Annotated in this window: 32 protein-coding genes; 7 read left to right on the forward strand and 25 right to left on the reverse strand. The window is 59.1% G+C overall.

The window, feature by feature from the left end; genetic code table 11:
• Nucleotides 1-220: 220 nt before the first annotated feature.
• Nucleotides 221-1,576 (reverse strand): heavy metal sensor histidine kinase, encoded by a 1,356-nt coding sequence (locus N5D61_RS24365; protein ID WP_279894481.1) that lies wholly within the window; start codon nucleotides 1,574-1,576, stop codon nucleotides 221-223.
• Nucleotides 1,576-2,256 (reverse strand): heavy metal response regulator transcription factor, encoded by a 681-nt coding sequence (locus tag N5D61_RS24370; RefSeq protein ID WP_108240012.1) that lies wholly within the window; start codon nucleotides 2,254-2,256, stop codon nucleotides 1,576-1,578. Before N5D61_RS24370 ends, N5D61_RS24365 begins: the two co-directional genes overlap by 1 nt.
• Before the next feature lie 151 nt (nucleotides 2,257-2,407).
• Between N5D61_RS24370 and N5D61_RS24375 the strand changes: the two genes are divergently transcribed.
• Together N5D61_RS24375 and queF are read left to right on the forward strand one after the other, a co-directional pair.
• Nucleotides 2,408-2,914 carry a cupredoxin family protein gene (locus tag N5D61_RS24375; protein WP_279894482.1) on the forward strand — a complete coding sequence of 169 codons (507 nt, stop codon included), beginning with the start codon at nucleotides 2,408-2,410 and terminating at the stop codon, nucleotides 2,912-2,914.
• 80 nt (nucleotides 2,915-2,994) lie between these two features.
• The gene (gene queF / locus N5D61_RS24380; protein ID WP_279894483.1) at nucleotides 2,995-3,825 is read left to right on the forward strand and encodes an NADPH-dependent 7-cyano-7-deazaguanine reductase QueF; all 831 of its coding nucleotides are present in this window, start codon (nucleotides 2,995-2,997) and stop codon (nucleotides 3,823-3,825) included.
• Nucleotides 3,826-3,976: 151 nt separating this feature from the next.
• On the opposite strand, the gene N5D61_RS24385 is transcribed toward queF, so the two are convergent.
• A complete protein-coding gene (locus N5D61_RS24385; RefSeq protein ID WP_279894484.1) occupies nucleotides 3,977-4,240 on the reverse strand; it encodes a DUF4404 family protein in 264 nt (87 codons plus the stop codon).
• Between the two features lie 108 nt (nucleotides 4,241-4,348).
• The gene (locus N5D61_RS24390) at nucleotides 4,349-4,984 is read right to left on the reverse strand and encodes an HAD family phosphatase (protein ID WP_279894485.1); all 636 of its coding nucleotides are present in this window, start codon (nucleotides 4,982-4,984) and stop codon (nucleotides 4,349-4,351) included.
• Nucleotides 4,985-5,186: 202 nt separating this feature from the next.
• On the opposite strand from N5D61_RS24390, the gene N5D61_RS24395 reads away from it, so the two are divergent.
• A complete protein-coding gene (locus tag N5D61_RS24395; RefSeq protein ID WP_108240007.1) occupies nucleotides 5,187-5,888 on the forward strand; it encodes a VacJ family lipoprotein in 702 nt (233 codons plus the stop codon).
• Between the two features lie 101 nt (nucleotides 5,889-5,989).
• Here the strand turns inward: N5D61_RS24395 and N5D61_RS24400 are convergent, their stop codons facing one another.
• Entirely contained in the window at nucleotides 5,990-6,289 is a 300-nt protein-coding gene (locus tag N5D61_RS24400) for a PilZ domain-containing protein (RefSeq protein ID WP_108240006.1), read from the reverse strand.
• 267 nt (nucleotides 6,290-6,556) lie between these two features.
• Between N5D61_RS24400 and rssB the strand changes: the two genes are divergently transcribed.
• Nucleotides 6,557-7,738 (forward strand): two-component system response regulator RssB, encoded by a 1,182-nt coding sequence (gene rssB, locus N5D61_RS24405; protein ID WP_279894486.1) that lies wholly within the window; start codon nucleotides 6,557-6,559, stop codon nucleotides 7,736-7,738.
• Complete coding sequence (gene rssC, locus N5D61_RS24410) at nucleotides 7,738-8,220, forward strand: anti-sigma factor antagonist RssC (protein ID WP_108240004.1); 483 nt, start codon at nucleotides 7,738-7,740, stop codon at nucleotides 8,218-8,220. Before rssB ends, rssC begins: the two co-directional genes overlap by 1 nt.
• A 146-nt stretch (nucleotides 8,221-8,366) precedes the next feature.
• Here rssC and tal read toward each other — a convergent pair whose 3' ends face one another.
• Entirely contained in the window at nucleotides 8,367-9,293 is a 927-nt protein-coding gene (gene tal, locus N5D61_RS24415) for a transaldolase (RefSeq protein ID WP_108240003.1), read from the reverse strand.
• Nucleotides 9,294-9,655: 362 nt separating this feature from the next.
• Between tal and N5D61_RS24420 the strand changes: the two genes are divergently transcribed.
• Entirely contained in the window at nucleotides 9,656-11,740 is a 2,085-nt protein-coding gene (locus tag N5D61_RS24420; protein WP_279894487.1) for a PAS domain-containing sensor histidine kinase, read from the forward strand.
• A gap of 80 nt (nucleotides 11,741-11,820) precedes the next feature.
• Here N5D61_RS24420 and N5D61_RS24425 read toward each other — a convergent pair whose 3' ends face one another.
• The 8 genes from N5D61_RS24425 to N5D61_RS24460 all read right to left on the reverse strand — a co-directional run bounded on the left by N5D61_RS24425 (nucleotide 11,821) and on the right by N5D61_RS24460 (nucleotide 16,491).
• Nucleotides 11,821-12,882 carry an SDR family oxidoreductase gene (locus N5D61_RS24425; RefSeq protein ID WP_279894488.1) on the reverse strand — a complete coding sequence of 354 codons (1,062 nt, stop codon included), beginning with the start codon at nucleotides 12,880-12,882 and terminating at the stop codon, nucleotides 11,821-11,823.
• A 567-nt stretch (nucleotides 12,883-13,449) separates the two neighbouring features.
• Entirely contained in the window at nucleotides 13,450-13,731 is a 282-nt protein-coding gene (locus tag N5D61_RS24430; RefSeq protein ID WP_279894489.1) for a pyocin activator PrtN family protein, read from the reverse strand.
• Between the two features lie 482 nt (nucleotides 13,732-14,213).
• On the reverse strand, nucleotides 14,214-14,465 hold the full coding sequence (locus N5D61_RS24435) for a hypothetical protein (RefSeq protein ID WP_279894490.1): 252 nt from the start codon (nucleotides 14,463-14,465) through the stop codon (nucleotides 14,214-14,216).
• A complete protein-coding gene (locus N5D61_RS24440) occupies nucleotides 14,462-14,608 on the reverse strand; it encodes a hypothetical protein (RefSeq protein ID WP_279894491.1) in 147 nt (48 codons plus the stop codon). Before N5D61_RS24440 ends, N5D61_RS24435 begins: the two co-directional genes overlap by 4 nt.
• The gene (locus N5D61_RS24445; RefSeq protein WP_279894492.1) at nucleotides 14,605-14,931 is read right to left on the reverse strand and encodes a hypothetical protein; all 327 of its coding nucleotides are present in this window, start codon (nucleotides 14,929-14,931) and stop codon (nucleotides 14,605-14,607) included. Before N5D61_RS24445 ends, N5D61_RS24440 begins: the two co-directional genes overlap by 4 nt.
• Before the next feature lie 57 nt (nucleotides 14,932-14,988).
• Nucleotides 14,989-15,426, reverse strand: coding sequence for a Lar family restriction alleviation protein (locus N5D61_RS24450; protein ID WP_279894493.1), 438 nt, complete (start codon nucleotides 15,424-15,426; stop codon nucleotides 14,989-14,991).
• 196 nt (nucleotides 15,427-15,622) lie between these two features.
• Entirely contained in the window at nucleotides 15,623-16,306 is a 684-nt protein-coding gene (locus N5D61_RS24455) for a hypothetical protein (protein WP_279894494.1), read from the reverse strand.
• Nucleotides 16,303-16,491 carry a hypothetical protein gene (locus N5D61_RS24460; protein ID WP_279894495.1) on the reverse strand — a complete coding sequence of 63 codons (189 nt, stop codon included), beginning with the start codon at nucleotides 16,489-16,491 and terminating at the stop codon, nucleotides 16,303-16,305. The genes N5D61_RS24455 and N5D61_RS24460 overlap by 4 nt, the downstream gene beginning before the upstream one ends.
• 76 nt (nucleotides 16,492-16,567) lie before the next feature.
• Here N5D61_RS24460 and N5D61_RS24465 point away from each other — a divergent pair, with 76 nt between their 5' ends.
• Nucleotides 16,568-16,762: a hypothetical protein gene (locus tag N5D61_RS24465; protein ID WP_279894496.1), complete on the forward strand. Its 195-nt coding sequence runs from the start codon at nucleotides 16,568-16,570 to the stop codon at nucleotides 16,760-16,762.
• Nucleotides 16,763-17,135: 373 nt separating this feature from the next.
• On the opposite strand, the gene N5D61_RS24470 is transcribed toward N5D61_RS24465, so the two are convergent.
• The 11 genes from N5D61_RS24470 to N5D61_RS24520 all read right to left on the reverse strand — a co-directional run bounded on the left by N5D61_RS24470 (nucleotide 17,136) and on the right by N5D61_RS24520 (nucleotide 22,787).
• Nucleotides 17,136-17,387, reverse strand: coding sequence for a hypothetical protein (locus N5D61_RS24470; protein ID WP_279894497.1), 252 nt, complete (start codon nucleotides 17,385-17,387; stop codon nucleotides 17,136-17,138).
• A 248-nt stretch (nucleotides 17,388-17,635) separates the two neighbouring features.
• Complete coding sequence (locus tag N5D61_RS24475; RefSeq protein WP_279894498.1) at nucleotides 17,636-18,145, reverse strand: single-stranded DNA-binding protein; 510 nt, start codon at nucleotides 18,143-18,145, stop codon at nucleotides 17,636-17,638.
• Nucleotides 18,142-18,786: a lambda exonuclease family protein gene (locus N5D61_RS24480; protein WP_279894499.1), complete on the reverse strand. Its 645-nt coding sequence runs from the start codon at nucleotides 18,784-18,786 to the stop codon at nucleotides 18,142-18,144. The genes N5D61_RS24475 and N5D61_RS24480 overlap by 4 nt, the downstream gene beginning before the upstream one ends.
• Nucleotides 18,783-19,706: a recombinase RecT gene (locus tag N5D61_RS24485; RefSeq protein ID WP_279894500.1), complete on the reverse strand. Its 924-nt coding sequence runs from the start codon at nucleotides 19,704-19,706 to the stop codon at nucleotides 18,783-18,785. The genes N5D61_RS24480 and N5D61_RS24485 overlap by 4 nt, the downstream gene beginning before the upstream one ends.
• A 56-nt stretch (nucleotides 19,707-19,762) precedes the next feature.
• A complete protein-coding gene (locus tag N5D61_RS24490) occupies nucleotides 19,763-19,963 on the reverse strand; it encodes a hypothetical protein (RefSeq protein WP_279894501.1) in 201 nt (66 codons plus the stop codon).
• A complete protein-coding gene (locus N5D61_RS24495; protein ID WP_279894502.1) occupies nucleotides 19,960-20,478 on the reverse strand; it encodes a hypothetical protein in 519 nt (172 codons plus the stop codon). Before N5D61_RS24495 ends, N5D61_RS24490 begins: the two co-directional genes overlap by 4 nt.
• Nucleotides 20,475-20,678, reverse strand: a complete 204-nt coding sequence (locus N5D61_RS24500) for a hypothetical protein (RefSeq protein ID WP_347881585.1) — start codon at nucleotides 20,676-20,678, stop codon at nucleotides 20,475-20,477. The genes N5D61_RS24495 and N5D61_RS24500 overlap by 4 nt, the downstream gene beginning before the upstream one ends.
• Nucleotides 20,666-21,097, reverse strand: a complete 432-nt coding sequence (locus tag N5D61_RS24505) for a hypothetical protein (protein WP_279894504.1) — start codon at nucleotides 21,095-21,097, stop codon at nucleotides 20,666-20,668. The genes N5D61_RS24500 and N5D61_RS24505 overlap by 13 nt, the downstream gene beginning before the upstream one ends.
• Before the next feature lie 108 nt (nucleotides 21,098-21,205).
• Nucleotides 21,206-21,661 (reverse strand): hypothetical protein, encoded by a 456-nt coding sequence (locus N5D61_RS24510; protein WP_279894505.1) that lies wholly within the window; start codon nucleotides 21,659-21,661, stop codon nucleotides 21,206-21,208.
• Between the two features lie 127 nt (nucleotides 21,662-21,788).
• Nucleotides 21,789-22,013 (reverse strand): hypothetical protein, encoded by a 225-nt coding sequence (locus N5D61_RS24515; RefSeq protein ID WP_279894506.1) that lies wholly within the window; start codon nucleotides 22,011-22,013, stop codon nucleotides 21,789-21,791.
• A gap of 474 nt (nucleotides 22,014-22,487) precedes the next feature.
• Nucleotides 22,488-22,787 carry a hypothetical protein gene (locus N5D61_RS24520; protein WP_279894507.1) on the reverse strand — a complete coding sequence of 100 codons (300 nt, stop codon included), beginning with the start codon at nucleotides 22,785-22,787 and terminating at the stop codon, nucleotides 22,488-22,490.
• Between the last annotated feature and the right edge of the window lie 60 nt (nucleotides 22,788-22,847).

The following is a 22,847-nucleotide window of genomic DNA, read 5'->3' on the forward strand; positions in this document are numbered from 1 at the left end:
GCAAGCGCGCTCCTACAAGTGTGGGTTCAATTTGGCAGCTCGATCGTGAAGCGCGTTGCCCCACCTTGCGATCCACAGCGAATGCTACGGCCATGGGCCCTGATGATCGGTATGCCAAACCCCGTAGGAGCGCGCTTGCCCGCGACAGCGGTGCATCGGTGCCTCGTCTGTTGACTGACTCACCCTAATCGCGGGCAAGCGCGCTCCTACAAGGGTGGGTTCAATTTGGCAGTTCGATCGTGAACCGCGTTACGCCCTCCTGCGATTCACAGCGGATGCTCCCGCCATGGGCCTTGATGATCGACTGGGTAATCGCCAACCCCAACCCCACGTGCTCGCTGCCTTCATGACGTGAGGGGTCTGCCCGGTAGAACCGGTCGAACAGCTTCGGCAGCACGTGGGCTGGAATCGTCTGGCCGGTGTTTTCGACTGCTATGAGTACGCTGTGAGCGGTCGTTTCCAGCGCGACAGCCACCCGGCCCTGTGCCGGGGTGAAGCGCAAGGCGTTGTCCAGCAGGTTCGACAGGGCGCGGCGTAGCATGTGCCGGTCGCCCTGAAATACGGCGTGCCCCTGGCGGCTCATCGTCACTTGGGCTTCTTCGGCCAAGGGCAGGAAGAACTCCTGCAAGGCGTCAACCTCTTCCTCGAGGTTCAGGCTTTCCCGGCGAAGTGTCAGCAGTCCCTGTTCGGCTTTTGCCAGGTACAGCATGGCGTTGACCATTTGCGCCATCCCTTGCAATTCCTCCAGGTTGCCCAGCAACGCCTCGCGGTATTCATCCAGGGCGCGAGGGCGGGTGAGGGTGACTTGAGTGTGCGTCAGCAGATTCGACAGTGGGGTGCGCAGTTCATGAGCGATGTCCGCTGAAAAGGCCGACAGCCGCTGAAAGCCTTCGTCGAGGCGCGCCAGCATGGCGTTGAACGCCAACCCCAGCTCCGCCAGCTCGGCAGGCAGCGCGTGAGAGGGCAGGCGGGTTGTCAGCGAGCTGGCCGACACACTGGCGGCGATGTCGGTCATTTCACGCAACGGGCGCAGACCGCGGCGTGCCGCCCAGGCGCCAAGCAATGCGGTGGCCAACGCTGATAAACCCACGGTCAGCCAGATCAGGTGCTGCATGCGCTGCAGAAAATGTTGGTGATGGGTGATGTCCAACAGAAGGGTCAGCCGGGGGGAATCTGCTTGCTCAGGTCGCAGGGCGACGACGTAGGAGCGGTAGGAAATCCCATTGTCGGTGAGGGTGTGCAGGCCGTTGCGGTTGCTCATCTGTGGCGTTGTGGCGGGAGCACTGGCGAACCAGAGCTCCCCGTCCGGGCCCTGCACCTGCAACGCGAGATCCGGGGAGTGCGCCAGTTCGGCCTGTAACGCCTGCCGATGCTCGCTGAGCTGTTCGGCGCGGGTGACATCCTTCAACGCGTCGCGCAACGCCGGCAGTTTGCTGTCCAGCAGTTGCTGGTCCAGCTCCATGAAATGCGCTTCGCTGGCGCGGTTGAAGAGCACGCCCGCGGTCAGCGAGACCACGGCGGTACAGGCGGCGAACAACAGCGCCAGACGCCTGCTCAGAGAAATCCGTTCGAACATCAAAGGCCCCGTTCTTCGAGGACGTAGCCCATGCCGCGTACGGTATGAATCAGCTTGTTCGGGTAGTCATCGTCGACTTTCAGGCGCAGCCGGCGGATGGCGACTTCGATCACATTGGTGTCGCTGTCGAAATTCATGTCCCACACCTGAGAGGCGATCAGCGATTTGGGCAGCACCTCGCCCTGGCGGCGGAGCATCATTTCCAGCAGCGCGAATTCCTTGGCGGTAAGGTCGATGCGTTGGCCGTTGCGTTCCACGCGCCGCCGCAGCAGATCCAGTCGCAGGTCGGCCAACTGCAGATGCGTTTCCTGACTGGCGTTGCTGCCTCGCCGTAACAGGCTGCGGACCCGGGCGAGAAGCTCGGAAAAGGCAAAAGGCTTGACCAGATAATCGTCCGCGCCCAGCTCCAGGCCGCGCACGCGGTCTTCCACCGCATCTCGAGCGGTCAGAAACAGCACCGGTGTTTCGAGGCCAGCTCGACGCACGGCTTGCAGGATCTCCCAGCCATCGCGGCCGGGCAGCATGACGTCCAGAATCAGCAAGGCATAGTCGCCGGTCAGCGCGAGATGCTGGCCGCAGGTGCCATCAGCGGCCAGTTCGGTATTGAACCCTGCCTCCGTCAGGCCCTGACGCAGATAGTGGCCGGTTTTCGCTTGATCTTCGACGATCAGTAATTTCATGTGGGCTTCGCAGCTCGTGGGCAGTGGCGCTTTATAGCGCGGACAGGGCGGGCAGGGGTCAAGCTTACAAAGTTGTAATGTTACGGTCAGCTTAATGCCAGTGGGCTAGGCATAATGTGAAGCGATCAATGACTGTTGACGGGAGTTATGCATGTTCGCTCGTTTTTTCGCGGCCTTTGCCTTGTTGAGTGCCAGCCTGACGTCTCAGGCGTCGCCGGGTGAGCCTTTCGATTTTGGCCATCCCGCCAGCGCCGACCAGGCGACGCGCACGATCGAATTGACTTTGGGCGACATGTATTTCGAGCCCAAGTCCTTGACGGTCAAGGCGGGCGAAACCGTGCATTTCGTACTGATCAACAAGGGCCAGTTGCTGCACGAGTTCAATTTGGGCAACGCAGCCATGCACGCGGCCCACCAACAGGAAATGCTGAAAATGGTCGCCAGCGGCATGTTGACCGCCGCCGGCATGAAGCACGATATGGCTGGCATGGATCATGGCACCATGAAGCATGATGACCCCAACAGTGTCCTGGTGGAGCCGGGCCAGCGCGCCGAGCTCACTTGGGCGTTCACCAAGGCCACTGATCTGGAATTCGCCTGCAACATCCCGGGCCATTACCAGGCAGGAATGGTGGGCAAGATATCGATGGACGAGTAAACGCTGAAAGCGGGGGACAAAACCTATAAACTTGCGGGTCAGGATTTTCCTCCGTCTTTTATACGTTTTCAGGTCCCGCCATGCATCCCGCAGCCGAACATTCGCCGCTGGGCAAGTCCAGTGAATACATCGCTACCTATACGCCTTCCCTGTTGTTCCCGATTCCCCGCACGGCCAAGTGGGCGGAACTGGGGCTGACCGCCGAAACGCTGCCGTATCAAGGGGTGGACTTCTGGAACTGCTACGAGCTGTCCTGGCTGCTGCCGTCGGGCAAGCCAGTGGTCGCGATCGGCGAGTTCAGCATTCCGGCTGACTCGCCGAACATCATCGAGTCCAAATCCTTCAAGCTGTACCTCAACTCGTTGAACCAGACGCCGTTCGCCTCGCAGGCCGAGCTGGTTTCGACCTTGGAGAAAGACCTGTCGGCGGCGGCGGGCAAGCCGGTCGGCGTGCGCATTCGTTCGCTCAAGGACATCGAAGCCGAAGGTATCGTCGCGGTCCCGGGCGTCTGCGTCGATGATCTTGACGTAACGATCCATCGTTACGATCACCCGCAGCCGGACCTGCTGCGCTGTGATGAGTCGCGGACAGTGGAAGAGGTGTTGCACAGCCATCTGCTCAAATCCAATTGCCCGGTCACCAGCCAGCCGGACTGGGGCAGCGTCGCGGTGGAATATCGCGGGGCGGCGCTGGATCATGCGAGCTTCCTCGCCTACATCGTCAGTTTCCGTCAGCATTCAGACTTTCACGAGCAGTGCGTCGAGCGGATCTTCATGGACCTGCAACGCCTGCTGAAACCGGAAAAGTTGACGGTGTATGCGCGCTATGTGCGCCGCGGCGGACTGGACATCAATCCGTATCGCAGCACGGAACGGCTGACCTTTAAGAATGGACGGCTGGCGCGGCAATGACAGGCTTCCTTTTGCGGGATCCGGGATGACGCCTGCCCAGATGGGGTGATACACACCTTGCGTTCCAAGGCGTTGTATCGCTCCCCGTCAATGCAACGCCTTGCGCGGCCTGCCTGATTCGCGGCTCTCGTTGAAGGGCAAGCGATGGAACTCAGATCCCGATATTTCCCAACGTCTGCACGATGTTTCGCAGCGTACCGGCAATGGTCGGGTGCTCGACTTCGAACCGCTCGATGGCCAGGTTGACGCCATCGGCCAAATTGTTGTCCGGGGTCGCGGTTTCGACGGCGATTTCGGCCTGAATCTTTGCCATCAGCTCATGCAGATGCACACGTTCTTCTTCCGTCAGCGGAGGGTTCTGTTCCAGTTGCGCGCGCAGGGTGTCCAGCTGTTCTTGCAGTTCGCGGGCGGGCATAAGGTGCTCCCTATATGAGTAGTCTCAGCATGGACCGCGTACGCGTGGCAAAGGTCCATGGGTCCTAAGACTAATCCACTCCCGGCCACTCTGCATGGCCTTGATCGCTCAAGGCTTTTCGGCTTTCAGGCGACGCAGGGCAATGTCTGCAAGACACGATTCGAGTTCACCCAGGTGATCGATGACCGAATGTGCACCCGCCGCATACAGTTCAAGGGTGGCCCGACCCCGCAGACGCTCGCGTTGCAAGCTACCGAGCGTCTCCCATTGAGTGGGGGAAAGCCCGCACAGCGGGCCGCAGGACGCCAGGCCGACCGTCCACAAGCCCGCGTTCAGCCCGGCCATCAACAGGCGCGGGTCACCGCTGACCAGCACGCACCCCTCTATCTGGCCCACACCGAGTGTCATCAAGGCTTGCCAGCATGCGTCGGGCGCCGGCCAGTGGTTGCTTGGGCCGAGGGTGGGGCGAATGAGGTGTTCAAGCGGTGCAGCCAATTGCGCGGCAATGTCGGCCGGGTATTCATCGAGCCATGCGCGGGGAATATTCTGCTGTTCGAGCCGTTTCAGCGCGGCAATGGCGCCGGGGGTCGGTGACGCGAATGCGCGGGCGTCCTGAGAAAGGAACGTTTGGCCATCCGCGCTGCGCAACGTGCGGGTCTGGGCGCCGAAGTCGACCAGGCAACCGCTCAGGCCAAAGAGCACGGCGGTAAACGGCGGGGTGGGGACAGCGGCGGCGGCAAGCATGGATTTCCCTCTCAAATGCCCAAGACGCTAAGGGATTTGCGTGACAATGCGATGACGTACAGGTGACAGCGCGGGCCATGTTTAACGATGTAGTGAATTCCTTCAGATTTCGGCGACGTAAATCGTTACAGAACGCTTTATACTCTCGCCTTTGGTTTGGGGCGTAGCGCCCGCTTCATCACTTTGACTGGGAGTCCTTGCTATGCCCGTGACCGGTGCTGGCTTTATCAATCGTCTGGCTCGAACGTGTTTCTGGGCTGGGCTGGCCCTGCTGCCTGTGGCGGCTCAGGCCGCTGAGGAAGATCCGTGGGAAGGCGTCAACCGTGCCATTTTCCGTTTCAACGATACCCTCGATACCTATGCGCTCAAACCCATCGCCCAGGGCTATGAGTTCATCACGCCGCAGTTCCTGGAAGACGGCATCCACAACATGTTCAAGAACATCGGGGAAGTCACCAACTTCGCCAACGATGTGCTGCAGGCCAAGCCAGAGGCGGCCGGTGTCGATACCGCGCGCCTGATCATCAACACCACGTTTGGCCTGCTCGGCTTCTTCGACGTCGGGACCAAGATGGGGTTACAGCGCAACGACGAAGACTTCGGTCAGACCCTCGGCCACTGGGGCGTGGGCAGCGGTCCGTTCGTGATGCTGCCGTTTTTCGGTCCGAGCACGGTGCGCGACGCGTTCGCCAAGTACCCCGACACTTACACCACGCCTTATCGCTACATCGACCACGTGCCGACTCGTAACACGGCGTTTGGCGTGAGCGTGGTCGACACCCGCGCCAGCCTGTTGTCGGCCGAGAAGCTCATCAACGGTGACAAATACATCTTCATTCGCAACGCCTACCTGCAGAACCGCGAGTTCAAGGTCAAGGATGGCAAGGTCGTCGACGACTTCTGACCGGCCCGTTGGAGTTCGGTGAGGCCATAAAAAAGGCGACTTTCGAGTCGCCTTTGTTTTTCCAGATTTTTCCGAAATTGTGACGTAGTTCTACAGCGTCACTACTTCATGGCGAGGATGGTCAACCCCAGTTTCTGTTCTCCGCCATCGATATCGGCAATCCACACCACCTCGGTGTCGGCTTCCAGACCCTTGAGCGCGGCGTGCTCCGATTCGATTTTCACACTGATCCGGTCGCCGACCGCGAAGCGGCGCGGTGCCTGTATCTGCATGCCGGAGCTGGATAGATCCACGCACACCGCGGGAATGATCTGGCCTGCGTAGATCAGGCTGATGTCCGCGTCGACCCGCATGCGGATGTAATCTCGTTTCTCTGCATAGTCGCGATCAAGCTGGCCCATGGCGCATCCTTCGTTTTTGTCGCTGATTTAGAGGTTCTTATAACTCTCGGTGATTTGTGATGTAAAGACGCCCGTCGAGCGCTGGCGCACGCTTGAAACGCCCCGCGGATGGGAGTACCGTCTGCGCCTTGAAGGGCAGCTCTGTGAAGTGAAGCGTTTGACCAAAAGTCCGCTCCTCCTGACTCAGAGAGGCTAGAAGCGAATCCAGTAGGCGGTCCGATACCCTCCGGCCACTTACGCCAACCTGATCTGGCGCCGTTTGCCCACATGCAAAAAACCAGTGCCACGCTGCTGATTATCGATGACGACGAAGTAGTGCGCGCGAGTCTCGCGGCCTATTTGGAAGACAGTGGGTTCAGCGTCTTGCAAGCCGGTAATGGCCTGCAGGGTCTACAGACCTTCGAGCAAAACAAGCCTGATCTTGTGATCTGCGATTTGCGCATGCCGCAAGTGGGCGGCCTCGAGCTGATCCGTCAGGTCACCAGCCTGTCGCCGGATACGCCGGTGATCGTGGTGTCCGGGGCGGGGGTCATGAGCGACGCGGTCGAAGCGCTGCGCCTGGGGGCGGCCGATTACCTGATCAAACCGCTGGAAGACCTTGCAGTCCTCGAGCACTCGGTCAAGCGGGCCCTGGACCGTGCGCGGTTGCTTGAGGAAAACAGGCTCTATCGTCAGAAGCTCGAAACCGCCAACCGCGAACTCGAGGCCAGCCTGCACCTGTTGCAGGAGGATCAGGATGCGGGTCGCCAAGTGCAGATGAACATGCTGCCGACCAGCCCTTGGGCCATCGATTCGTTCGAGTTCGAGCACGAGATCATCCCGTCGTTGTACCTGTCGGGGGACTTCGTCGATTACTTCCGCGTGGATGAGCACCGGGTGGCTTTCTATCTGGCCGATGTTTCCGGGCATGGCGCGTCGTCGGCCTTTATCACGGTGCTCCTGAAATTCATGACCACCCGATTGTTGTTCGAGTCCAAGCGCGGGGGCTCCTTGCCAGCGTTCAAGCCTTCCGATGTGCTGGGCCATATCAATCGCGGTCTCATCAGTTGCAAGCTGGGCAAGCACGTGACCATGGTCGGTGGGATCATCGATGAACAGACCGGGCGACTGACCTACAGCGTGGGTGGGCATCTGCCGCTGCCAGTCCTGTATACGCCGAGCGAAACCCGTTATCTCGAGGGCCGCGGGCTGCCGGTCGGGTTGTTCAACGAAGCCACGTATTCGGACCATGTGCTGGAGCTGCCAGCATCCTTTAGTCTGACACTGTTATCTGATGGCATTCTGGACCTGTTGCCAGGTGATACACTCAAAGAGAAAGAAGCCAATTTGCCTGAATGGGTGAAATCGGCGGGCGGCAGCCTGGATGGCCTGCGTCAGAAGTTTGGATTGGCCACACTCGGGGAGATGCCGGATGATATCGCCTTGTTAGTGTTGAGCAGGAACCTTTAATGAGTACCGGTAGAATCCAGTTTGCCGAGCAAGATGGCACCTTCGTCCTCAAATTCGTGGGTGAAGTGCGTCTGACTCTCTGCTCGGCGTTGGATGCGACGATCGAACGGATCTTCACCTCGATGAATTTTTCGACGGTGGTGATCGATCTGACCGAAACGCGCAGCATTGACAGCACGACACTTGGCCTGCTTGCCAAGTTATCCATTCTTTCGCGGCAGAAGGCTGGGCTGTTGCCGACCGTCGTGACCACCCATGAAGACATCACGCGCTTGCTGCAGTCGATGGGCTTCGATCAGGTGTTCAACATCGTTGGCAAGCCCATTCCGCGCCCGGAGGCCCTCAGCGACCTGCCGTCGCAGGACCAGTGCGAAGATGTGGTCAAGGCCAAGGTGCTGGAAGCGCACAAGATCCTGATGGGGCTCAATGACTCCAACCGCGCGGCGTTCCGTGATCTGGTGAATGCGCTCGAGCATCAGTGAGGGTCAGCTGCGCCTTGCAGCACAGCAGGTCGGCACTTGAGAGCGGTGAGACCTGTCGCTTGTTGTTCGTGAAGGGCTGACCGATCTTTCGCGCATGAAAAAGGGTGGCACCCGCGAGGATGCCACCCTTTTTGCGTTGCGCGGGCTTAAGCCTTGGCGCTCAACAATGCTTCCAGTTTCTCCTGGTCACGGGCGAACTGACGAATGCCTTCGGCCAGTTTTTCAGTGGCCATGGCGTCTTCATTGGAAGCCCAGCGGAATTGGCTCTCGGTCAACGTCTGGCGGGGTTCGCCAGCGTTGCCCGGCTTGAGCTTCTGCGCCAGCGTGCCGGTATCTTCCGACAGTTTTTGCAGCAGATCGGGGCTGATGGTCAAGCGATCGCAGCCGGCGAGCTCTTCGATCTGGCTCAGGTTGCGGAAGCTGGCGCCCATGACCACGGTTTTGTAGTCGTTGGCCTTGTAATAGTTGTAGATACGGGTCACGGACTTCACGCCTGGATCCTCAGCGCCCACATAGTCCTTGCCTTCGGCTTTCTTGTACCAATCGTAGATGCGGCCCACGAACGGAGAAATCAGGAAGACGCCGGCATCGGCACAGGCCTGTGCCTGGGCGAAGGAGAAGAGCAGCGTCAGGTTGCACTGGATACCTTTCTTTTCCAGTTGTTCGGCGGCACGGATGCCTTCCCAGGTGGATGCCAGCTTGATCAGGATGCGATCACGGCCGATGCCGAACTGGTCGTACAGGTCCACCAGGCGCTCGGCGCGTTCGATGCAGGCGTGGGTGTCAAAGGAAATGCGTGCGTCCACTTCGGTGGACACGCGGCCTGGCACCACTTTCAGGATTTCCCGGCCAATGGCAACGGCGAAGCGGTCGCTGGCCAGGGCGATGTCGCCCTTTGCACCACTGAAGGCCTCTTTGAGGCGGTCGGCATTGCTCTCGCTCGAAGCGGCCTTGAGCAACAGGGAAGGGTTGGTCGTCGCGTCGACCGGCTTGAGTTTTTCGATGGCCGCGAAATCACCGGTATCGGCGACCACGGTGGTGAATTGCTTGAGTTGTTCCAGCTTGGAAGTCATGAGCGTGCTCTGTCCTGTGGGTTTGAAGACATTACCCGAGCGCCGTCGGCCACTCAAGGGCGGCGACCGCATCGAATCCACGGACGCTGCCGCGCGCGTTTGCGCAAACAGCGCGTCCGCGAGATGGCAGTGCAACCGCGATGCGCTGACTGTTCACGGACAGGTTGGACGCGTGACGATCGGTCGCCGATCAAGGACGGACACTCGAACCAGACTGGTTTGAGCCCGTTAGGCAGAGGTCGTTCCCTCTCGGTGATCGATGGGTTTTCGAGCGCTTTCGACAGCGCCCCTCGATGGCATGTTCATGAAGGCACTTTGACGCGTATGCTTGCGTCTTTTGGCTTGTGATGGTCGAGGGTTTAATGGATCAAAGACGCTCAGACCCGCTCGATCGTTCGGGAATAGCCTGTCCTGCATCGGCTGAAGCGTTTCCAGCGGATGCTTCCGAGCGCCTGCAACTGGCATTGGATGCAGGCGCCATTATCGGCACCTGGGTCTGGGACATCCCGAACGACCGGGTGACCGCAGACGAACGCTTCGCCCATACCTTTGACATTCCCATGGAGCGGTGCCTGGCAGGCATTCCGATCGCCGAAGCGTTCGCCTCGGTTCATCCGGACGATGTCGATCGTCTGGTCAGAGAGATTGGCCGGGCCACCGCGGTAGGCGGGCCGTTCAGGTGCGAGTATCAGGTGCGCCATGACGACGGTAATTATCGCTGGGTGGAGGCCAACGGCCGGGTGGAGCTCGATGACGAAGGCAGGGCCATTCGTTTTCCTGGCGTGCTGATGAACATCGAGTCGCGCAAGCAGGCTGAGGCGGAGCGGGACAGGGTCTCGGCGCTGTTGAGAACCTTCACTGCGGCAGTCCCGGGGGTGGTGTATGCCAAGGACCTGGAAGGCCGGATGCTGGTGGCCAACGATGGCGCCACGCGACTGATCGGCAAAGCTCCCGAATTTTATCTGGGCAAGACCGACCTGGAGTTCCTCGAAGACAAATCCCAGGCGCGCCAGGTGATGGAGACCGATCGCCGCATCATGGCCAGCGCCAAGGCGGAGCAGATCGAAGAACGAGTGGACATGCCGGACGGTTCGGAGGTGACCTGGCTTTCGGCGAAAGCGCCCCTGCTCAATGACGCGGGCGATGTCATCGGCCTGATCGGCTCGTCCATTGACGTCACCGCCCGAAAGACGGCCGAGGCGGCCTTGCGGGAGCTCAATCGCACGCTGGAGGCGCGGATCGCCCAGGCGATCGCGGAACGGGAAGCTGCTGAGGCCGCGTTGCGTCAGGCCCAGAAGATGGAGGCGATCGGCCAACTGACCGGAGGGATCGCCCATGACTTCAACAACCTGTTGGCGGGAATCATCGGCAGCCTGGACCTGATGCAAATGCGGCTTGATCAAGGCAGGCTCTGCGATGTAGAGCGGTACATCAGTGTGGCGCACGGCGCCGCGCAGAGGGCAGCGGCCCTGACGCATCGATTACTGGCTTTTTCCCGAAGGCAGACGTTGAACCCGGCGCACACCGATGTGCACACCTTGGTCACCGACATGGAAGAGCTGATTCGCCGGACGGTCGGCCCCGCGATCGAACTCAAGGTCGAGCTCGCCGCGAAGCACGCGCTCTGTGTCGTGGATGCTGCGCAAGTCGAGAACTCGCTGCTCAACCTGTGTATCAATGCGCGGGACGCCCTGCAGGGCGCGGGTGTCATATCGATCAAGACGTTCAACCAGACCCTCGAACAGGGAGATGGACTGGACTCAGACCTCAAGCCCGGACAGTTCCTGACGATTTGCATTGCGGACAACGGGGTGGGAATGAACCCCGAAACGCTGTCCCGGGCGGTCGATCCCTTCTTTACCACCAAACCGGTGGGTGCCGGAACCGGCCTGGGCCTATCGATGGTCTACGGCTTCGCTCAGCAATCAGGCGGCCAGCTGAAGATCGAGTCGGAGGAAGGCCGGGGGACGCGCGTCTACCTGCAGTTGCCCTCCGGCGGCGATGGCCTTGAGGCCCCTGTGCATCAGCAGCTTTGTTCGCAAACTCCACCTCTGATGGCAAACGAGACGGTGTTGATCGTCGATGACGAGCCGTCGGTTCGCTTGATCGTCGGGGAGGCACTCAGTGCGCTGGGCTACACGGTGATCGAGGCCGTCGACGGTCTTGCAGGGCTGCAACGGCTGCAGTCCGACATGCGCATCGATCTGCTGGTGACCGACATCGGCCTGCCGGGAGGCGTCGACGGTCGACAGTTGGCCAAGGCCGGGCTCGAATGCCGGCCGACCCTGCCTGTGCTGTTCATGACGGGATACGCCGAACCGGATGCGCTGGAAGATTGGCCGCGTACTTCCGCCTGCGTGACGCTGACCAAACCCTTCGCGCTGGACGTGCTGGTGGAGGAGGTGCGTACCCTGCTAGGCCCTCGGAATCCTTGGTGTCCGGAGTGAGTGAAGGGGTGCAGTGAGTGCTCGCCCTGACCACGGGCTGGCTGGACCAGAGGCGGCGGTCCGCCCCTGGTCGCGGGGCATCAGGGAATCAAGCGTCTGCGGCGCAGTTCGTCGAAGACGTTGAAGAACGCCCGGTCGCTCGCTTGAAACGCGGTGAAGCCCATCAGGCGGCTCTTCGACATGTCGGTAACCACTTCGATCGGCCGGCCGAGGTCGGCATCCGTGTGCCACGGCGAAATGAGCCGGTCGATGTCGGCTTCCTCCAGGTCGCTTTCAGCGGCGATCTGACGCCAGAGGGGTGCGTCATCGGCCATCTGCTCTGCCAGGGGTGAGGGGGTTGTGGGATAGTCGGCAGCTTCGAGGCCGAAATAATCGGCAATCTGCCCCCACATCCATTTCCAGCGGAACACATCGCCGTTGGTGATGTTGAACGCCTGGTTGGCCGCCGCCGACGTGGTCGCTGCCCACAACAATTGTTGGGCCAACTGCCTTGCATCGGTCATGTCCGTCAGGCTGTCCCACTGGACGCGCGAGCCCGGGAATACGAAAGGCCGACCTGTGTGCTTGCAGATGCTGGCGTAGACGGCGAGCGTGGTTGCCATGTTCATGGCGTTGCCTACCGCCACGCCGGTGATCGTGTGGGGACGATGCACGCTCCAGGTGAAGCCGTCTTTCTCGGCTGCAGCGAACACTTCGTCTTCCTGGGCGTAGTAGAAATTCTCTACGTCGAGCCGGCCTTGCTCTTCACGGAAAGGCGTCTGAGGCAGGCTGCCTTTGCCATAAGCTTCGAACGGGCCCAGGTAATGCTTGAGTCCGGTGACCAGCGCGACATGCTGGACGCTGCCGCCAGGACGGAGCGCGTCCAATACGTTGCGCACCATGGCGGCATTGACGCGAATGTTCTCGGCTTCCGTGGCCTGGCGCGACCAGGTCGTGAGAAAGACGTGGGTCGGCTTCACGTCTGCCAGCGCCTGGCGCAGGGACTCCGGATCTTGCAGGTCCGCAGCGACCGGAATGATGCCGTCAGCGCGGGCCGGGTGCCGTGACAGGGCCGCTACGCTCCAGCCGTTATCCAGCAGGAGCTGAGTGGTGGCGCTGCCTACGATGCCGCTGGCGCCTACGACTAATGCAGTGTTTGTCATGGGGTTTTCCTTAAGGGTCGGAGGTTTTTGCCTTCATGTGCTCTGGGCAAGTGACCACCCGCTGGCGGATGGATTCCATGCAAGGCTGAAAATCCGGCTCGTTGGTGAATGAAACGAACGGCGCGTTGCCGAACGGCGCCGGTACGATACGGATTCGATGTTCATCGATATAATGGCCGGCGGTTGGACCGGGGAAGTGGCCACTGGCCGACTCGCACGGCGGCTCCAACTACACTGCCGCGAGACGGCAGCTATCGCTGCACCGCCCTGGCCTTGAATCCCTGACCGTTCAAACAGGCACTGCGTGTGCTGCTGGTGGCGCATGGACGGGCATTGTCGTCCATGGGCGACGAATTGGCGACCGATTAAACGCGTCCCTCATGCAATCGTTTCGCCTTTACTCATTGAAAACCAAGGGTTTATGAATAGATTATTTTCTGTCGCGCCGATGATGGATCGGGTCTACCGAGAAAATAATCTCAAATAGATCAGATGCTTAGAGTGCAATCGCTGCTTGCTGTAGCAAAATTCAAGCAATGACGCTGGGGAAAGGGCTTTATCGGGGTTTCAGGACACGCGCCGCAGGGATCTTCCCATCAGCTTGCTGTGCTCCGATTTGGCTTTCGAATGCTGAGCATCAAGGTACTCGGCCAGGTCGTTCAAGTGAACCCCGCGCGCTGACTTCTGGCTGCTCTCCATCTTCACCAGTGGCAGGTCAATTTCGCCGGCCGCCACCTTCATCTTCATCTTCTCCGGCGTCAGGTGGCTGAAGTAATCGGCGCACACCCTCTCCAGAGGAATGATCGCCATGCCGCTGTACTGGGCCATCAGCAAAAACACTGTGTTCATGTTGGCTACCTCCGGGTCTATGCGGGGTTGAGTGGTTGAGGATGCGCTTCTGAAGCTGCGCATGGTCCTGGATGCCCAGGCTCACGGCTACACTCCCAGCCAGCGGGTGGGAGGTCGCACATGGGCGTAACAGCTAGGCCCATTTCGGCGATGGCAGTAGCGAGGCCCTCGTGATAAACGGTGAAGCGCTTACCCTTCCTGTCGACTATTCGCCATGCAGTAGCCGACTTCTTTCCGAGAGCAGCCCTTAGTTTCTCGATCTCTTCGATCAGGCCAATGGTCACGGCAGGAGGCATAGCCATGCCGTAATCGTTCAACGCCACGTAATCACCGCAGTCAATTTTCGCTGCTATTGCCAGAGCCTTCAGCTCTTGCAGGTTATTCACAGACATAGCGATACCTCGCCCGCCGCTTGGGCAGGCATGTGGATGATGGGGAGGGGGTTACTGAGTTTGGCGGTTAGCCGACCACGAGAAGACGCATCATTCATACCCCTTGCTGCGCATTGAGATCGACAGTTCTTTTACGGCCTGAGCATGGCTGCGGATTTCTTTCCGCTTCATTCCATCAAGGTCGCCTGCGCGGGCGCAGTTAACGAAATGATCCAATTCGTCGACCTGCGCCGGAATGTGCCCATCCGAAGAGCACAGAACCTCATGTTCGACACCTTCAATGACCACCTTTCGAGGGTGGGCGCTGAGTCCTCGTACGACCAAAGTTGTGAATTCGCTCATACCGCCTCCTGCCCAGCAGTAATGGCCTTGGCCTGGTCTTCTGTTCGGCGCATCAGGTGCTGAATCTTCCCGCCGCACTCGACGTCAACCCACCAGTAGCCATGTTGCCGGTATGGGCCTTTGATGATGCGGGTGATGGTCATGGCGTCACCAGCGGCCGCACCCAGACACAGATCGGGCCGTCTTCAGTGTCATGGATCGAGAAAATGAACCAGCCTTCGCCGGCTGGTTTGGTCGGCTCCCACGGCGTACAGTCGGTTTCCCCAGTGCCAAACCATGCCGCAACTAATTCTTCCGGGCCGTCGTTCTCCATTTCGACGATCCAGAACTCAAGACCGTGCTCGGCAAACCAACTGTAGGGAAGCTGACTTTCTTCGCCGTCATCCGGCCACGCTGGGTGAGTCCACTGGCCGTACTCGTCGCGCTCCACCGGCAATTGAATGATCTTCTGCTTTTCTTCAGTCATGACTTCGTCCTCGCCGCGCATAGGCGCAGCAGGCAATGGATAGGGTGGGGAGGGGTGTTAGGGGTTGAGGCGTTTGAACTCGTCGAGGCAGGCGTTCCAGGCCTTTGTCTCATAAGTCTGTGAACCGTCGCAGCTTCGGAGGTCCATGCGATCAGGCGTTACGACCGGGCGCTGCGGGTGGCGGTAGAGTGGGATTTCTTCCCATTTCCCTCGGTCGTCTTGTTTCTTTTCGTAGAACAACGGCCAGGGGATATCCGGATTCACGTATTTAAATGCCACCGGCTCATCAATCACTGGGCTGATATCGTCGGCAGGGGCGGCGCGGGTGTTCCACATATCTGCATGATCTTGAGCCCGCTCGCGGAAGTCTCTGGAAATAGTGCCGACCACCGGACAACGGTGCATGAAGCTGTATATCTCTTCCTTGTGGTGTTTCGTGATTACAGGGATTCCACCGCAAAACGGACACGGCAGCAGTTCGGGTTTGTTGGTCATGGTTTCACCTCGTCTTCGCGAACCCAACCCATAGCGCGCAAGGCTGCCTCGCAATCGAAAGTCTCTGGATCCTTCTTGTCCGCGTCCCCCAACAACAGAAAGACGGCATATCGCCCCTTTGGCGGCTTGAAAGAAGCCGAACACCCCTGGCCTTGCGCAGTGAACCCGGCCATTAACACAACGTCTCCGATATCCATCACCTACCATCCTTCGCGGCTGGCGCGGATTGGTGGGCGAGAAATGCTTCAACATCTTCCTCAAGAGACTCAGGAAATTCCTGACTGTAAGCGCTGACTGCGTTTAGCAACTCCCGCGCCTTGGTCAGATCGGATTGCGCAGTTTGGTGTTTGTGATGCCAGTCTTGAGCTTCAAGAATGGCCGCCTCAAGGTCATCATTGAGGTCGTCACGCTCGGATTGCAGATCATCAACCCGCTGATCGGCAACCGTGAGGCGGGCTTGCAGGGCTGCGACCTTGGCCTGAAGGCGGGTGACGTGGGCGCGGTCTACCAGTTCGATGTCGCCATCAGCCAACTCGATAAGTGGATTTGGGAAGTACAAAGCACGCCCGCCGGCAGTAAGAAAGGCCAGCACTTCGATTTCATCGCCAGCAGGCGGCACAGGGGCGGTAGCAGCCACATCAACTGGATGTGCATAGAGCTTATCGCCAAACTTTAGGCTGCTCCCGTTATCGCCGAAAAGAATCTCAACGAACAAGCCATCGTCCGAATCATTGACTATGGCTACTGGCGCGTTGCGTTTAGGTGGCGATGGGGCGGCCGCCAGTATTGCTGACCACTCCTGATAAAGTGGCGCATTTGTTAACGCCGCAATCATTTCCTTGGTCGGCTCGACCGGCACCAATTTCCACTGTTGATTCATTTCCCTTCCTCCCTATCCCCATCAGCACGCATGGCGTCGATGGCGTATTGGTTGATTTCCCTGGCTATGGTCTGGGCCTGTGCAGGGGTGAGATGTACCTGAGGTAGCCGGTGAAGGCTGATTCGGTGCAGGCCGTCATGGCCCAGCAGAACCGTTGCTTTGACTTGTTGGACGGTGTCGAGCATGGCTGACCCTCGCCAGTGGCGTGATTCAAAGTTGGAAAATGGCCTACGCTTAATGCTCCACAGGGAGGGAACGGTCATGAGCGAAGACAGGGAAAGAGCTTTGATTTTGGCGCTGAAGGCGGTGCTGATCGCTGCAGGGAGGCAGGGCCTCAACGTTGACGAACTGACGGAAGCATCCATCGACGGGTTGCTTCAGCACAAGGATTACGATTCAGCTTACGTGCCTGCGGCCATCAATGAGATTGAGGTAGCGGCTGATGCGGCGGGGTGATCGACACCGAGCAGACCAGCCCCATCTCCTCGCCGACTTCCATGATTTCGTTGAAGGCCACGCCATCATCAAGCCAATTGGCGCACTCACCTTCGACAGACCAGATGAGTTCCCATAGCGACTCGCAGCCTTGGCAAAGCTTCACTGAGTAAAAGTCGCCATCCCACTTCCCGGCCATGGCCACGTAGCGTTCTCCAGGGCTAACCCAGCGCCTACAGCTTTCGCACCGATGCGGCTTCCGCGCCTTGACCAATTGACGGTGTTGAAATGAATCGGACATAGCAAGGCCTCTCCGAACGTTCGGTGGCTAATAGGTTGTTGGTGGGCTATACGTGGTTACCGGCATGGGGCCGGATAGCGTCACGGCGATGCGTCACGTAATACGAATGTGATCTTTCAGCTGATCATCAGGCATGCGGTCTGCACCGCGGATCAGGCGGGAGATCATGTCCTGCTCTTCCTCGATATCGGCTCTGGCCATGACCCGCTTCAGCGCTGCGTCATCGTTGTGATAAAGGTCCGTGACGATGCGCCGTGACAGAAGGCGCGCCTCGCGTTCCTCCTTCGACATCTTGTCCCGGTCGCGCTTGTCCTGCTGCCGCTGGGCTGGCGTCTTCGCTGCCATGACGTCCTCCGATCAATCCGCTTGCTGGCAAATGAATGTGTTCCTGCCGTCTCCGCTGGGCGACAAGCCTGCTGATGCGCTTCATGGATGGCAAACCTCAATCAGCTGGTAGCGCGCACCGGTGTATGGCCGAGCAATCAGGCGGTGTCCTGGCATGGCGTACACAGCCCATGCCTGCCTGCTGCATCCGGCCATCATCGTTGCGTACTTGATCACGCTGATTGGGTCATTTGATTCACGGGCGTGCATCACGCACCAGCCAGGTAGGGCAAAGGTGCAAATGTAATGTCGTCATCGAAGCTGTCCCAGTCCGGCTGCGCTCCCTGTTGACTCTGCGGTGCAGCTTCTTGCCGACGAGGCGCCGGTTGCCTTGCAGCGCTGGTCTGCGGATGGGACTGGCGCTGCTGGCCGTCCTGAGGCTTGCCGCCGAGCAGCTGCATGGTGCCCTGCATATCGACGATAATCTCGGTGGTGTACCGCTTGATGCCGTCCTTCTCCCATTCGCGGGTTTGCAGCTTGCCCTCGATGTAGACCTGGGAGCCTTTGCGCAGGTACTCACCCGCGATCTCGGCCACCTTGCCGAACATTGACACCCTGTGCCACTCGGTGCGTTCAACCTTCTGGCCGGCTTGCTTGTCGGTCCATTGCTCGCTGGTCGCCAGGCTCAGGTTTGTAACTGCATTCCCGTTAGACAAATAGCGAACCTCTGGGTCTTGCCCACAGGTTCCGACCAAAATTACTTTGTTTACGCCTCTCATGCTGCCTTGCTCCTAAGCTTCCGCTCGTAGTCGTCGACCAGCAGTTTGAACTGCCAGAGGTCTTCTTCGAGCTTCTCGATGTAGTCGTCATCCCGCTTGAATTCTTGCCACCAGAGTTGGCGGCCGACTGGCTCCAGGGCCGGGCAGTACATGCCGACGTGCCAGAACTTGCGGCCCGTGATCCACATGCAGCCTTGCACCTGATTTATGATCCCGCTGGCGTCGTTGTCGATGTGGAAGGCGCGCAGCTTTTCCGGCGCCAGGAAGCACTTGTACTCCGAACCTCCGTCTTCGCCGATAAGGCCGTCAGCACTGGCCCCGAATGCGCCGTCGTCGGTGGTCACGAACCCTGCGTGCTGGACGATCAGGCCTGTCTGAATTTCGTGCTCCATCCGCGCCATGGGCTCTAATTCGTGCCCGCGCTTCATTTGCCATGTCTCGAAACCGCCATCTAGCGGCTCGCCACCGATGCGCTCGACGGCCAGCTTGAAGGCATAGTCCAAGGCGGCAGCTGTGGGCTGCCCCTTGCTAGCTCCCGTCTTGAGCTTGGCACGCGCCGTCTCGAACATGCTGGCAGTGATGCAGCCGGCCCGAGCCTGATGCCACTCGACGCTACCCTGTTCACATTCGATGATCTTCATACGGTTTCACCTTCTATGGGTTCTGGCTCAGGCGTAGCCAATTCGGAGCGGCGCTTCTCCACAGCTGTTTTGAGCTGGCTGTAGGCGGCCATGTCCTTGACCTGCTTGATGGCGGCAAGTCCTGCCTGCCATACCTGCTGCAACGCGTCTAAGGTTTGCGCATTAACCGCCTGATCTACCCACTGGCGTGCCAGATCAGGGTCGTTGACCGGTTTGTTTAATGGCTGGAGTCCCTCATTGCCCTCGGTGTTGAGGTAATGAATTGCTTCCTCCAGGCGTTCCGTTTTGGGCCAAAACTTGTAAGCACGCTTCACGCAAGTTTTCTTGGCCATCTCGCCCGGGTCGGTCACCCATGGGCAGGACTTTTTCTTGTCCACGTACGCGCGCCAGGCGCTCGACCGGTCACGGATGGCATTTACTTCGTCGATGCTCATCGTCTCTGTGAGGTAATCGCCATCGGCGGTCTTCACAACCACATAAACGCCTACTACTTCGCCCCGGTCTTTCGAGAACGGGCTGTAGGAATGGGTAGGTGGCTTGTCGAATCCATTTAGCGAAAAGCTGTCGCTCGCATAAACCAGCTCGGCTTGGGCCCAGCGAATTGCGCCTGTGGCCATGGCCAGATCCATTAGGCCGATGTAGCTGATGTCGAGGCATATCTTTCCGTCTCGGGGTACCAGGTATGCCTGCTTCTTTGCTGGGTTTAAGCTGATGCCGATCGCCGCGATGTTGGTAACCGCGTTGATTACAGACTGACGATTCTGCGTGGCCAGCTTCATCGAATAATCGTTGGCAGTGATGGTCTGGATTGCAAACTCAGCCTCGCGCTCGAAGTTAAGCGATCGATCGGTCAGGACCGACGAGAACGAATCTCTGGTGCTGTAGATGTCTTGCGCAATCACGGCAACGGCGTTGCTCATGCGAATGTCTCCCGCGCCATGCCGTTGCCGGGGCGCTGCGATTGAATGGGGTAGGGTTACTGCGAGGATTGTTGCTGCTGAACGCGGTACCGAAGGACCTGTAGAACGCGACCGCGATAGCCGGGCTCTGCGTATTGCTCAACCGGGGGACCGAAGTAGCCGCGCATTTCTGCTAGCCGATATGCCTCGCGCAGGTTGTGAGCGCTGATCTCTTCTAGCTGGTCGTCGATCAGGGATGGAACGATTCGAGTGGTCATGGCCGCACCTGCTTGCGGTAACCGGCTTCGTATAGGTCTTCACAGCTTTGGCGACATGGCAATTCACTGCAAACTTCCATCATTGCGCAGATTGCAGCCTCACGCTCTTCCGCCGCGATCTGCTCGGCGGTGCGGATGGGGCGTAATTCGACATTGTGAGAGTAAGCGGTGCAGAGCCCATTAATGCTTGGCTCTCCAATCCAATCCCAAACAATTACGTTGCGGTATGCGAATTCGATTTTTGCCGCGCTCCACTCGGTCAGCTTGTGAGCACGTAACTCGCACACCGTCCCAACTGGCGGCAGGCCTTCGCCGTTCCATGGCTCAATTCGAGGAACCAATCGAAGCATCCGACCTTCGTGCAAATCATCAATCCTGAAGGCGTATTCACCCTCCCGAGCAAGATCGCGCATCTTGACGCCGTCCTGTTGATACCACCCAGAAGCGATTCGGTGCTCTGCGCTAATCACGAAATGCGTCGCGCCCTTCGGCGCCTTGGTCCAATCGATATTCATGCCGCTCTCCTTGCCCGGCGCTCTACTGCCCGATACAGGCGTTCGCAGTAATGGGCGAGCTCTTCGTTGGTGATTGCATTGTCACGGTGCAGGGTGGTGATGATCCGCATCACGTTGACTTCGGTCAGAGGAGGGCAATCAGGTTCGCTCATGCCCTCCAGGGCGTTATCTATCAGGATGTGAGGGCTCAAAATCCGCACTCCTCTGATTCGCGTTGCCATTGTTGATCAAGAGCCACCGCGCGCTCGGCGTGAGGAAGGAGTAGCTCGACAGCGATTTGCTTGAGAGCGGTACGACTGCCCATCAGGTATTCGGCATTTGCCCGACCGTCGAAGCGCGAGCCCCACACCAGATTTGCGATAACCAACTGGGCGAAGGCGTCGCGCTTGTCCTCGCCGTCGATCTGTCGCTGCACCAAGTGCTGCTGGACCGCGTCGGCGAATTGGGCAGGAGTAACCGAACCCTTGTCCGACTTGCGATAGCCCCACTCAACGGCGTTGCCGTCCATCAACCGCTCGGCGTTGGCGTCAAGCCATTCCGTTTCGGCAAGGTCGTCTTCGCTTACCGGAGGCGGCAGGCGGTTATCGAACTCGAACTGTGCTTTCGCAAATGCATTCATGATCGCCTCCGTTAGGCGCTGTGAGACCGCATTGAAAGGTGCCCGCGCAGGTGACCAACCTGAGCCGTGAAAGCTCGCAGGCACCTGTCGATGCGGTCTGGGATTGGGTTATGCAGTTTTCGCATTCATGATCGAGGCATAAGCCTCCAATGCGCTTTCGCGGGTGTCGCCGAATGCGTAGTTGTCAGATATCTGCAGGTCTTCGAAGCCCTCGCCAACTACGCACCACGCGCTTCCGTCTTTCATGACGCGGACATTCCACCAAGGCTTCTGGAAGCCGTCAGTCCTGCATTCGTTGCAAGCCCAAGTTCCGCCGTAGACGAAGCCAGACGACCTGCAATTCTTGTGAGGGAATGGGTGAACAAAGTAGATCTGTCCCGTGGCGATCATCTCATCAGCCGCGTACCAACCTTCGCCTCGCTCAAACTGATGCGAGCCGCGGGTAGCGCTATAGAACTCGACGCCCTGCACTCGGGAGTTGAAACCCCCGCCAACATGTGGCCCGCAAGCTGCGATTCGTGGAAAGTCTTGGGCGTAAAGGATTTTTGAAGGCTGCTTGCTCATTTCAATCTCCTTGCTGATTAACCAAACACACACGACTACTCCATCGAGAACGCGTTAACGCCGATGGGCAGCGGGGATGGAGCAGTCGGTGTGTGTTCGGGAGGGGAAGTGGGGTGGGGAAAGGGCGTTACGGCAGATTTGGTAAAGGCATCCAGTGCTTCACTGTTTCACCTGCTTGCATGGATTCGCCATCGTCTAGATACCATTCCTCTTCTGCGTGGCTGTAGAAAACAGTCAGCATCCGAAAATAGCCACCGAGCCCGACCACATAGGCAAGCACATCTTTACTGTGCTCATGATCGTCCGGCTTTGCTGGCGGCAGTGCCTCGTAAGCACTAGTCCAATCACTCATCGCAATCTCCTATTGCTCGCTCACTGGGAAGGCAGTGGCTACCTGTCGAATGGGGTGATGCAGATGTCAGGACTAGCGAACCATTCCTGATCCTGGCGTTATTCACCTTGTCGCGCTTTCAGCTCTGTAGCCGCGATTAGGTATCCGGGGAAGAATTGGCGTTTCCCGCTTACTGCGGTTCATCTGCATCGGTGAAGTGATCTGTGCGGAAGGCAAGCCCCGCTTTGCGCCTCAGAGTGCGCCCCCTCAAGCCACGCTCCGGTGATTGCTCACTGCCTGGTCGTGGTCTCGCTTTCTTCCCGAGGTTGCGAACCCTCGTGTCTCGGCTAGTTGCCAACGCCTTAATGTCTGCTGGCGGTTCAGATCACTTCCCGATGGGCACTCTCTTGAATGCCTTGTGTAAAGCACACCCCAGTGAGCATTTTGTTTTGCCAACAAAGCCCCCAGTTAAGGGGCGCGTGGGTGGCGGGCTGGTTACTTGAAAAAGACCGTAGGGCGCTGACTGTGCTTGCCCGAGCGGCTGTCGAAGCCGAAACGGGCGTTAATCCATTGCTTGCCGTCGCAAGAGTCAATGCGATGCTCAAGCGTAGCGGGCCAATCCTTGGTGCCAGTGGCGTAGCGGCCAGCAGTGCCGTAGATGCTGACCATTTCGCGACCTTTGCCGAGGTCGTATTTTTTGCAAGGAAGACGTCGGGTCTCTTTGCGGATGGTGACTTCTACGGTTTCGCCGTCGAACGTGGTCATGTCGATTGCAACTTGGTCGGATACGTCCATCCGTCTTGCCCTCCAGGGCGTTTGATTTCCCGTCAGCCCCTCGCGAGAAGGGCTGCCAGT

The organism is Pseudomonas sp. GD03842 (genome assembly GCF_029841165.1).
Classification (GTDB): Bacteria; Pseudomonadota; Gammaproteobacteria; order Pseudomonadales; family Pseudomonadaceae; genus Aquipseudomonas.

Excerpts from the sequence above, each read along its gene's own strand:
- N5D61_RS24495 (WP_279894502.1), bottom strand. The coding sequence starts at position 20,478 with ATGAATATCGATTGGACCAAGGCGCCGAAGGGCGCGACGCATTTCGTG.
- N5D61_RS24510 (WP_279894505.1), bottom strand. The coding sequence starts at position 21,661 with ATGAGCAAGCAGCCTTCAAAAATCCTTTACGCCCAAGACTTTCCACGA.
- N5D61_RS24425 (WP_279894488.1), bottom strand. The coding sequence starts at position 12,882 with ATGACAAACACTGCATTAGTCGTAGGCGCCAGCGGCATCGTAGGCAGC.
- N5D61_RS24460 (WP_279894495.1), bottom strand. The coding sequence starts at position 16,491 with ATGCTCGACACCGTCCAACAAGTCAAAGCAACGGTTCTGCTGGGCCAT.
- N5D61_RS24450 (WP_279894493.1), bottom strand. The coding sequence starts at position 15,426 with ATGACCAACAAACCCGAACTGCTGCCGTGTCCGTTTTGCGGTGGAATC.
- N5D61_RS24480 (WP_279894499.1), bottom strand. The coding sequence starts at position 18,786 with ATGAAGATCATCGAATGTGAACAGGGTAGCGTCGAGTGGCATCAGGCT.
- N5D61_RS24365 (WP_279894481.1), bottom strand. The coding sequence starts at position 1,576 with ATGTTCGAACGGATTTCTCTGAGCAGGCGTCTGGCGCTGTTGTTCGCC.
- N5D61_RS24390 (WP_279894485.1), bottom strand. The coding sequence starts at position 4,984 with ATGCTTGCCGCCGCCGCTGTCCCCACCCCGCCGTTTACCGCCGTGCTC.
- N5D61_RS24385 (WP_279894484.1), bottom strand. The coding sequence starts at position 4,240 with ATGCCCGCCCGCGAACTGCAAGAACAGCTGGACACCCTGCGCGCGCAA.
- N5D61_RS24455 (WP_279894494.1), bottom strand. The coding sequence starts at position 16,306 with ATGAATCAACAGTGGAAATTGGTGCCGGTCGAGCCGACCAAGGAAATG.
- N5D61_RS24515 (WP_279894506.1), bottom strand. The coding sequence starts at position 22,013 with ATGAGTGATTGGACTAGTGCTTACGAGGCACTGCCGCCAGCAAAGCCG.
- rssC (WP_108240004.1), top strand. The coding sequence starts at position 7,738 with ATGAGTACCGGTAGAATCCAGTTTGCCGAGCAAGATGGCACCTTCGTC.
- N5D61_RS24490 (WP_279894501.1), bottom strand. The coding sequence starts at position 19,963 with ATGACCACTCGAATCGTTCCATCCCTGATCGACGACCAGCTAGAAGAG.
- N5D61_RS24370 (WP_108240012.1), bottom strand. The coding sequence starts at position 2,256 with ATGAAATTACTGATCGTCGAAGATCAAGCGAAAACCGGCCACTATCTG.
- N5D61_RS24430 (WP_279894489.1), bottom strand. The coding sequence starts at position 13,731 with ATGAACACAGTGTTTTTGCTGATGGCCCAGTACAGCGGCATGGCGATC.
- N5D61_RS24440 (WP_279894491.1), bottom strand. The coding sequence starts at position 14,608 with ATGACCATCACCCGCATCATCAAAGGCCCATACCGGCAACATGGCTAC.
- N5D61_RS24400 (WP_108240006.1), bottom strand. The coding sequence starts at position 6,289 with ATGGGCCAGCTTGATCGCGACTATGCAGAGAAACGAGATTACATCCGC.
- N5D61_RS24375 (WP_279894482.1), top strand. The coding sequence starts at position 2,408 with ATGTTCGCTCGTTTTTTCGCGGCCTTTGCCTTGTTGAGTGCCAGCCTG.
- N5D61_RS24465 (WP_279894496.1), top strand. The coding sequence starts at position 16,568 with ATGAGCGAAGACAGGGAAAGAGCTTTGATTTTGGCGCTGAAGGCGGTG.
- N5D61_RS24470 (WP_279894497.1), bottom strand. The coding sequence starts at position 17,387 with ATGGCAGCGAAGACGCCAGCCCAGCGGCAGCAGGACAAGCGCGACCGG.
- N5D61_RS24395 (WP_108240007.1), top strand. The coding sequence starts at position 5,187 with ATGCCCGTGACCGGTGCTGGCTTTATCAATCGTCTGGCTCGAACGTGT.
- N5D61_RS24420 (WP_279894487.1), top strand. The coding sequence starts at position 9,656 with ATGGATCAAAGACGCTCAGACCCGCTCGATCGTTCGGGAATAGCCTGT.
- rssB (WP_279894486.1), top strand. The coding sequence starts at position 6,557 with ATGCAAAAAACCAGTGCCACGCTGCTGATTATCGATGACGACGAAGTA.
- queF (WP_279894483.1), top strand. The coding sequence starts at position 2,995 with ATGCATCCCGCAGCCGAACATTCGCCGCTGGGCAAGTCCAGTGAATAC.
- N5D61_RS24445 (WP_279894492.1), bottom strand. The coding sequence starts at position 14,931 with ATGACTGAAGAAAAGCAGAAGATCATTCAATTGCCGGTGGAGCGCGAC.
- N5D61_RS24475 (WP_279894498.1), bottom strand. The coding sequence starts at position 18,145 with ATGAGAGGCGTAAACAAAGTAATTTTGGTCGGAACCTGTGGGCAAGAC.
- N5D61_RS24505 (WP_279894504.1), bottom strand. The coding sequence starts at position 21,097 with ATGAATGCATTTGCGAAAGCACAGTTCGAGTTCGATAACCGCCTGCCG.
- N5D61_RS24435 (WP_279894490.1), bottom strand. The coding sequence starts at position 14,465 with ATGAGCGAATTCACAACTTTGGTCGTACGAGGACTCAGCGCCCACCCT.
- N5D61_RS24520 (WP_279894507.1), bottom strand. The coding sequence starts at position 22,787 with ATGGACGTATCCGACCAAGTTGCAATCGACATGACCACGTTCGACGGC.
- tal (WP_108240003.1), bottom strand. The coding sequence starts at position 9,293 with ATGACTTCCAAGCTGGAACAACTCAAGCAATTCACCACCGTGGTCGCC.
- N5D61_RS24485 (WP_279894500.1), bottom strand. The coding sequence starts at position 19,706 with ATGAGCAACGCCGTTGCCGTGATTGCGCAAGACATCTACAGCACCAGA.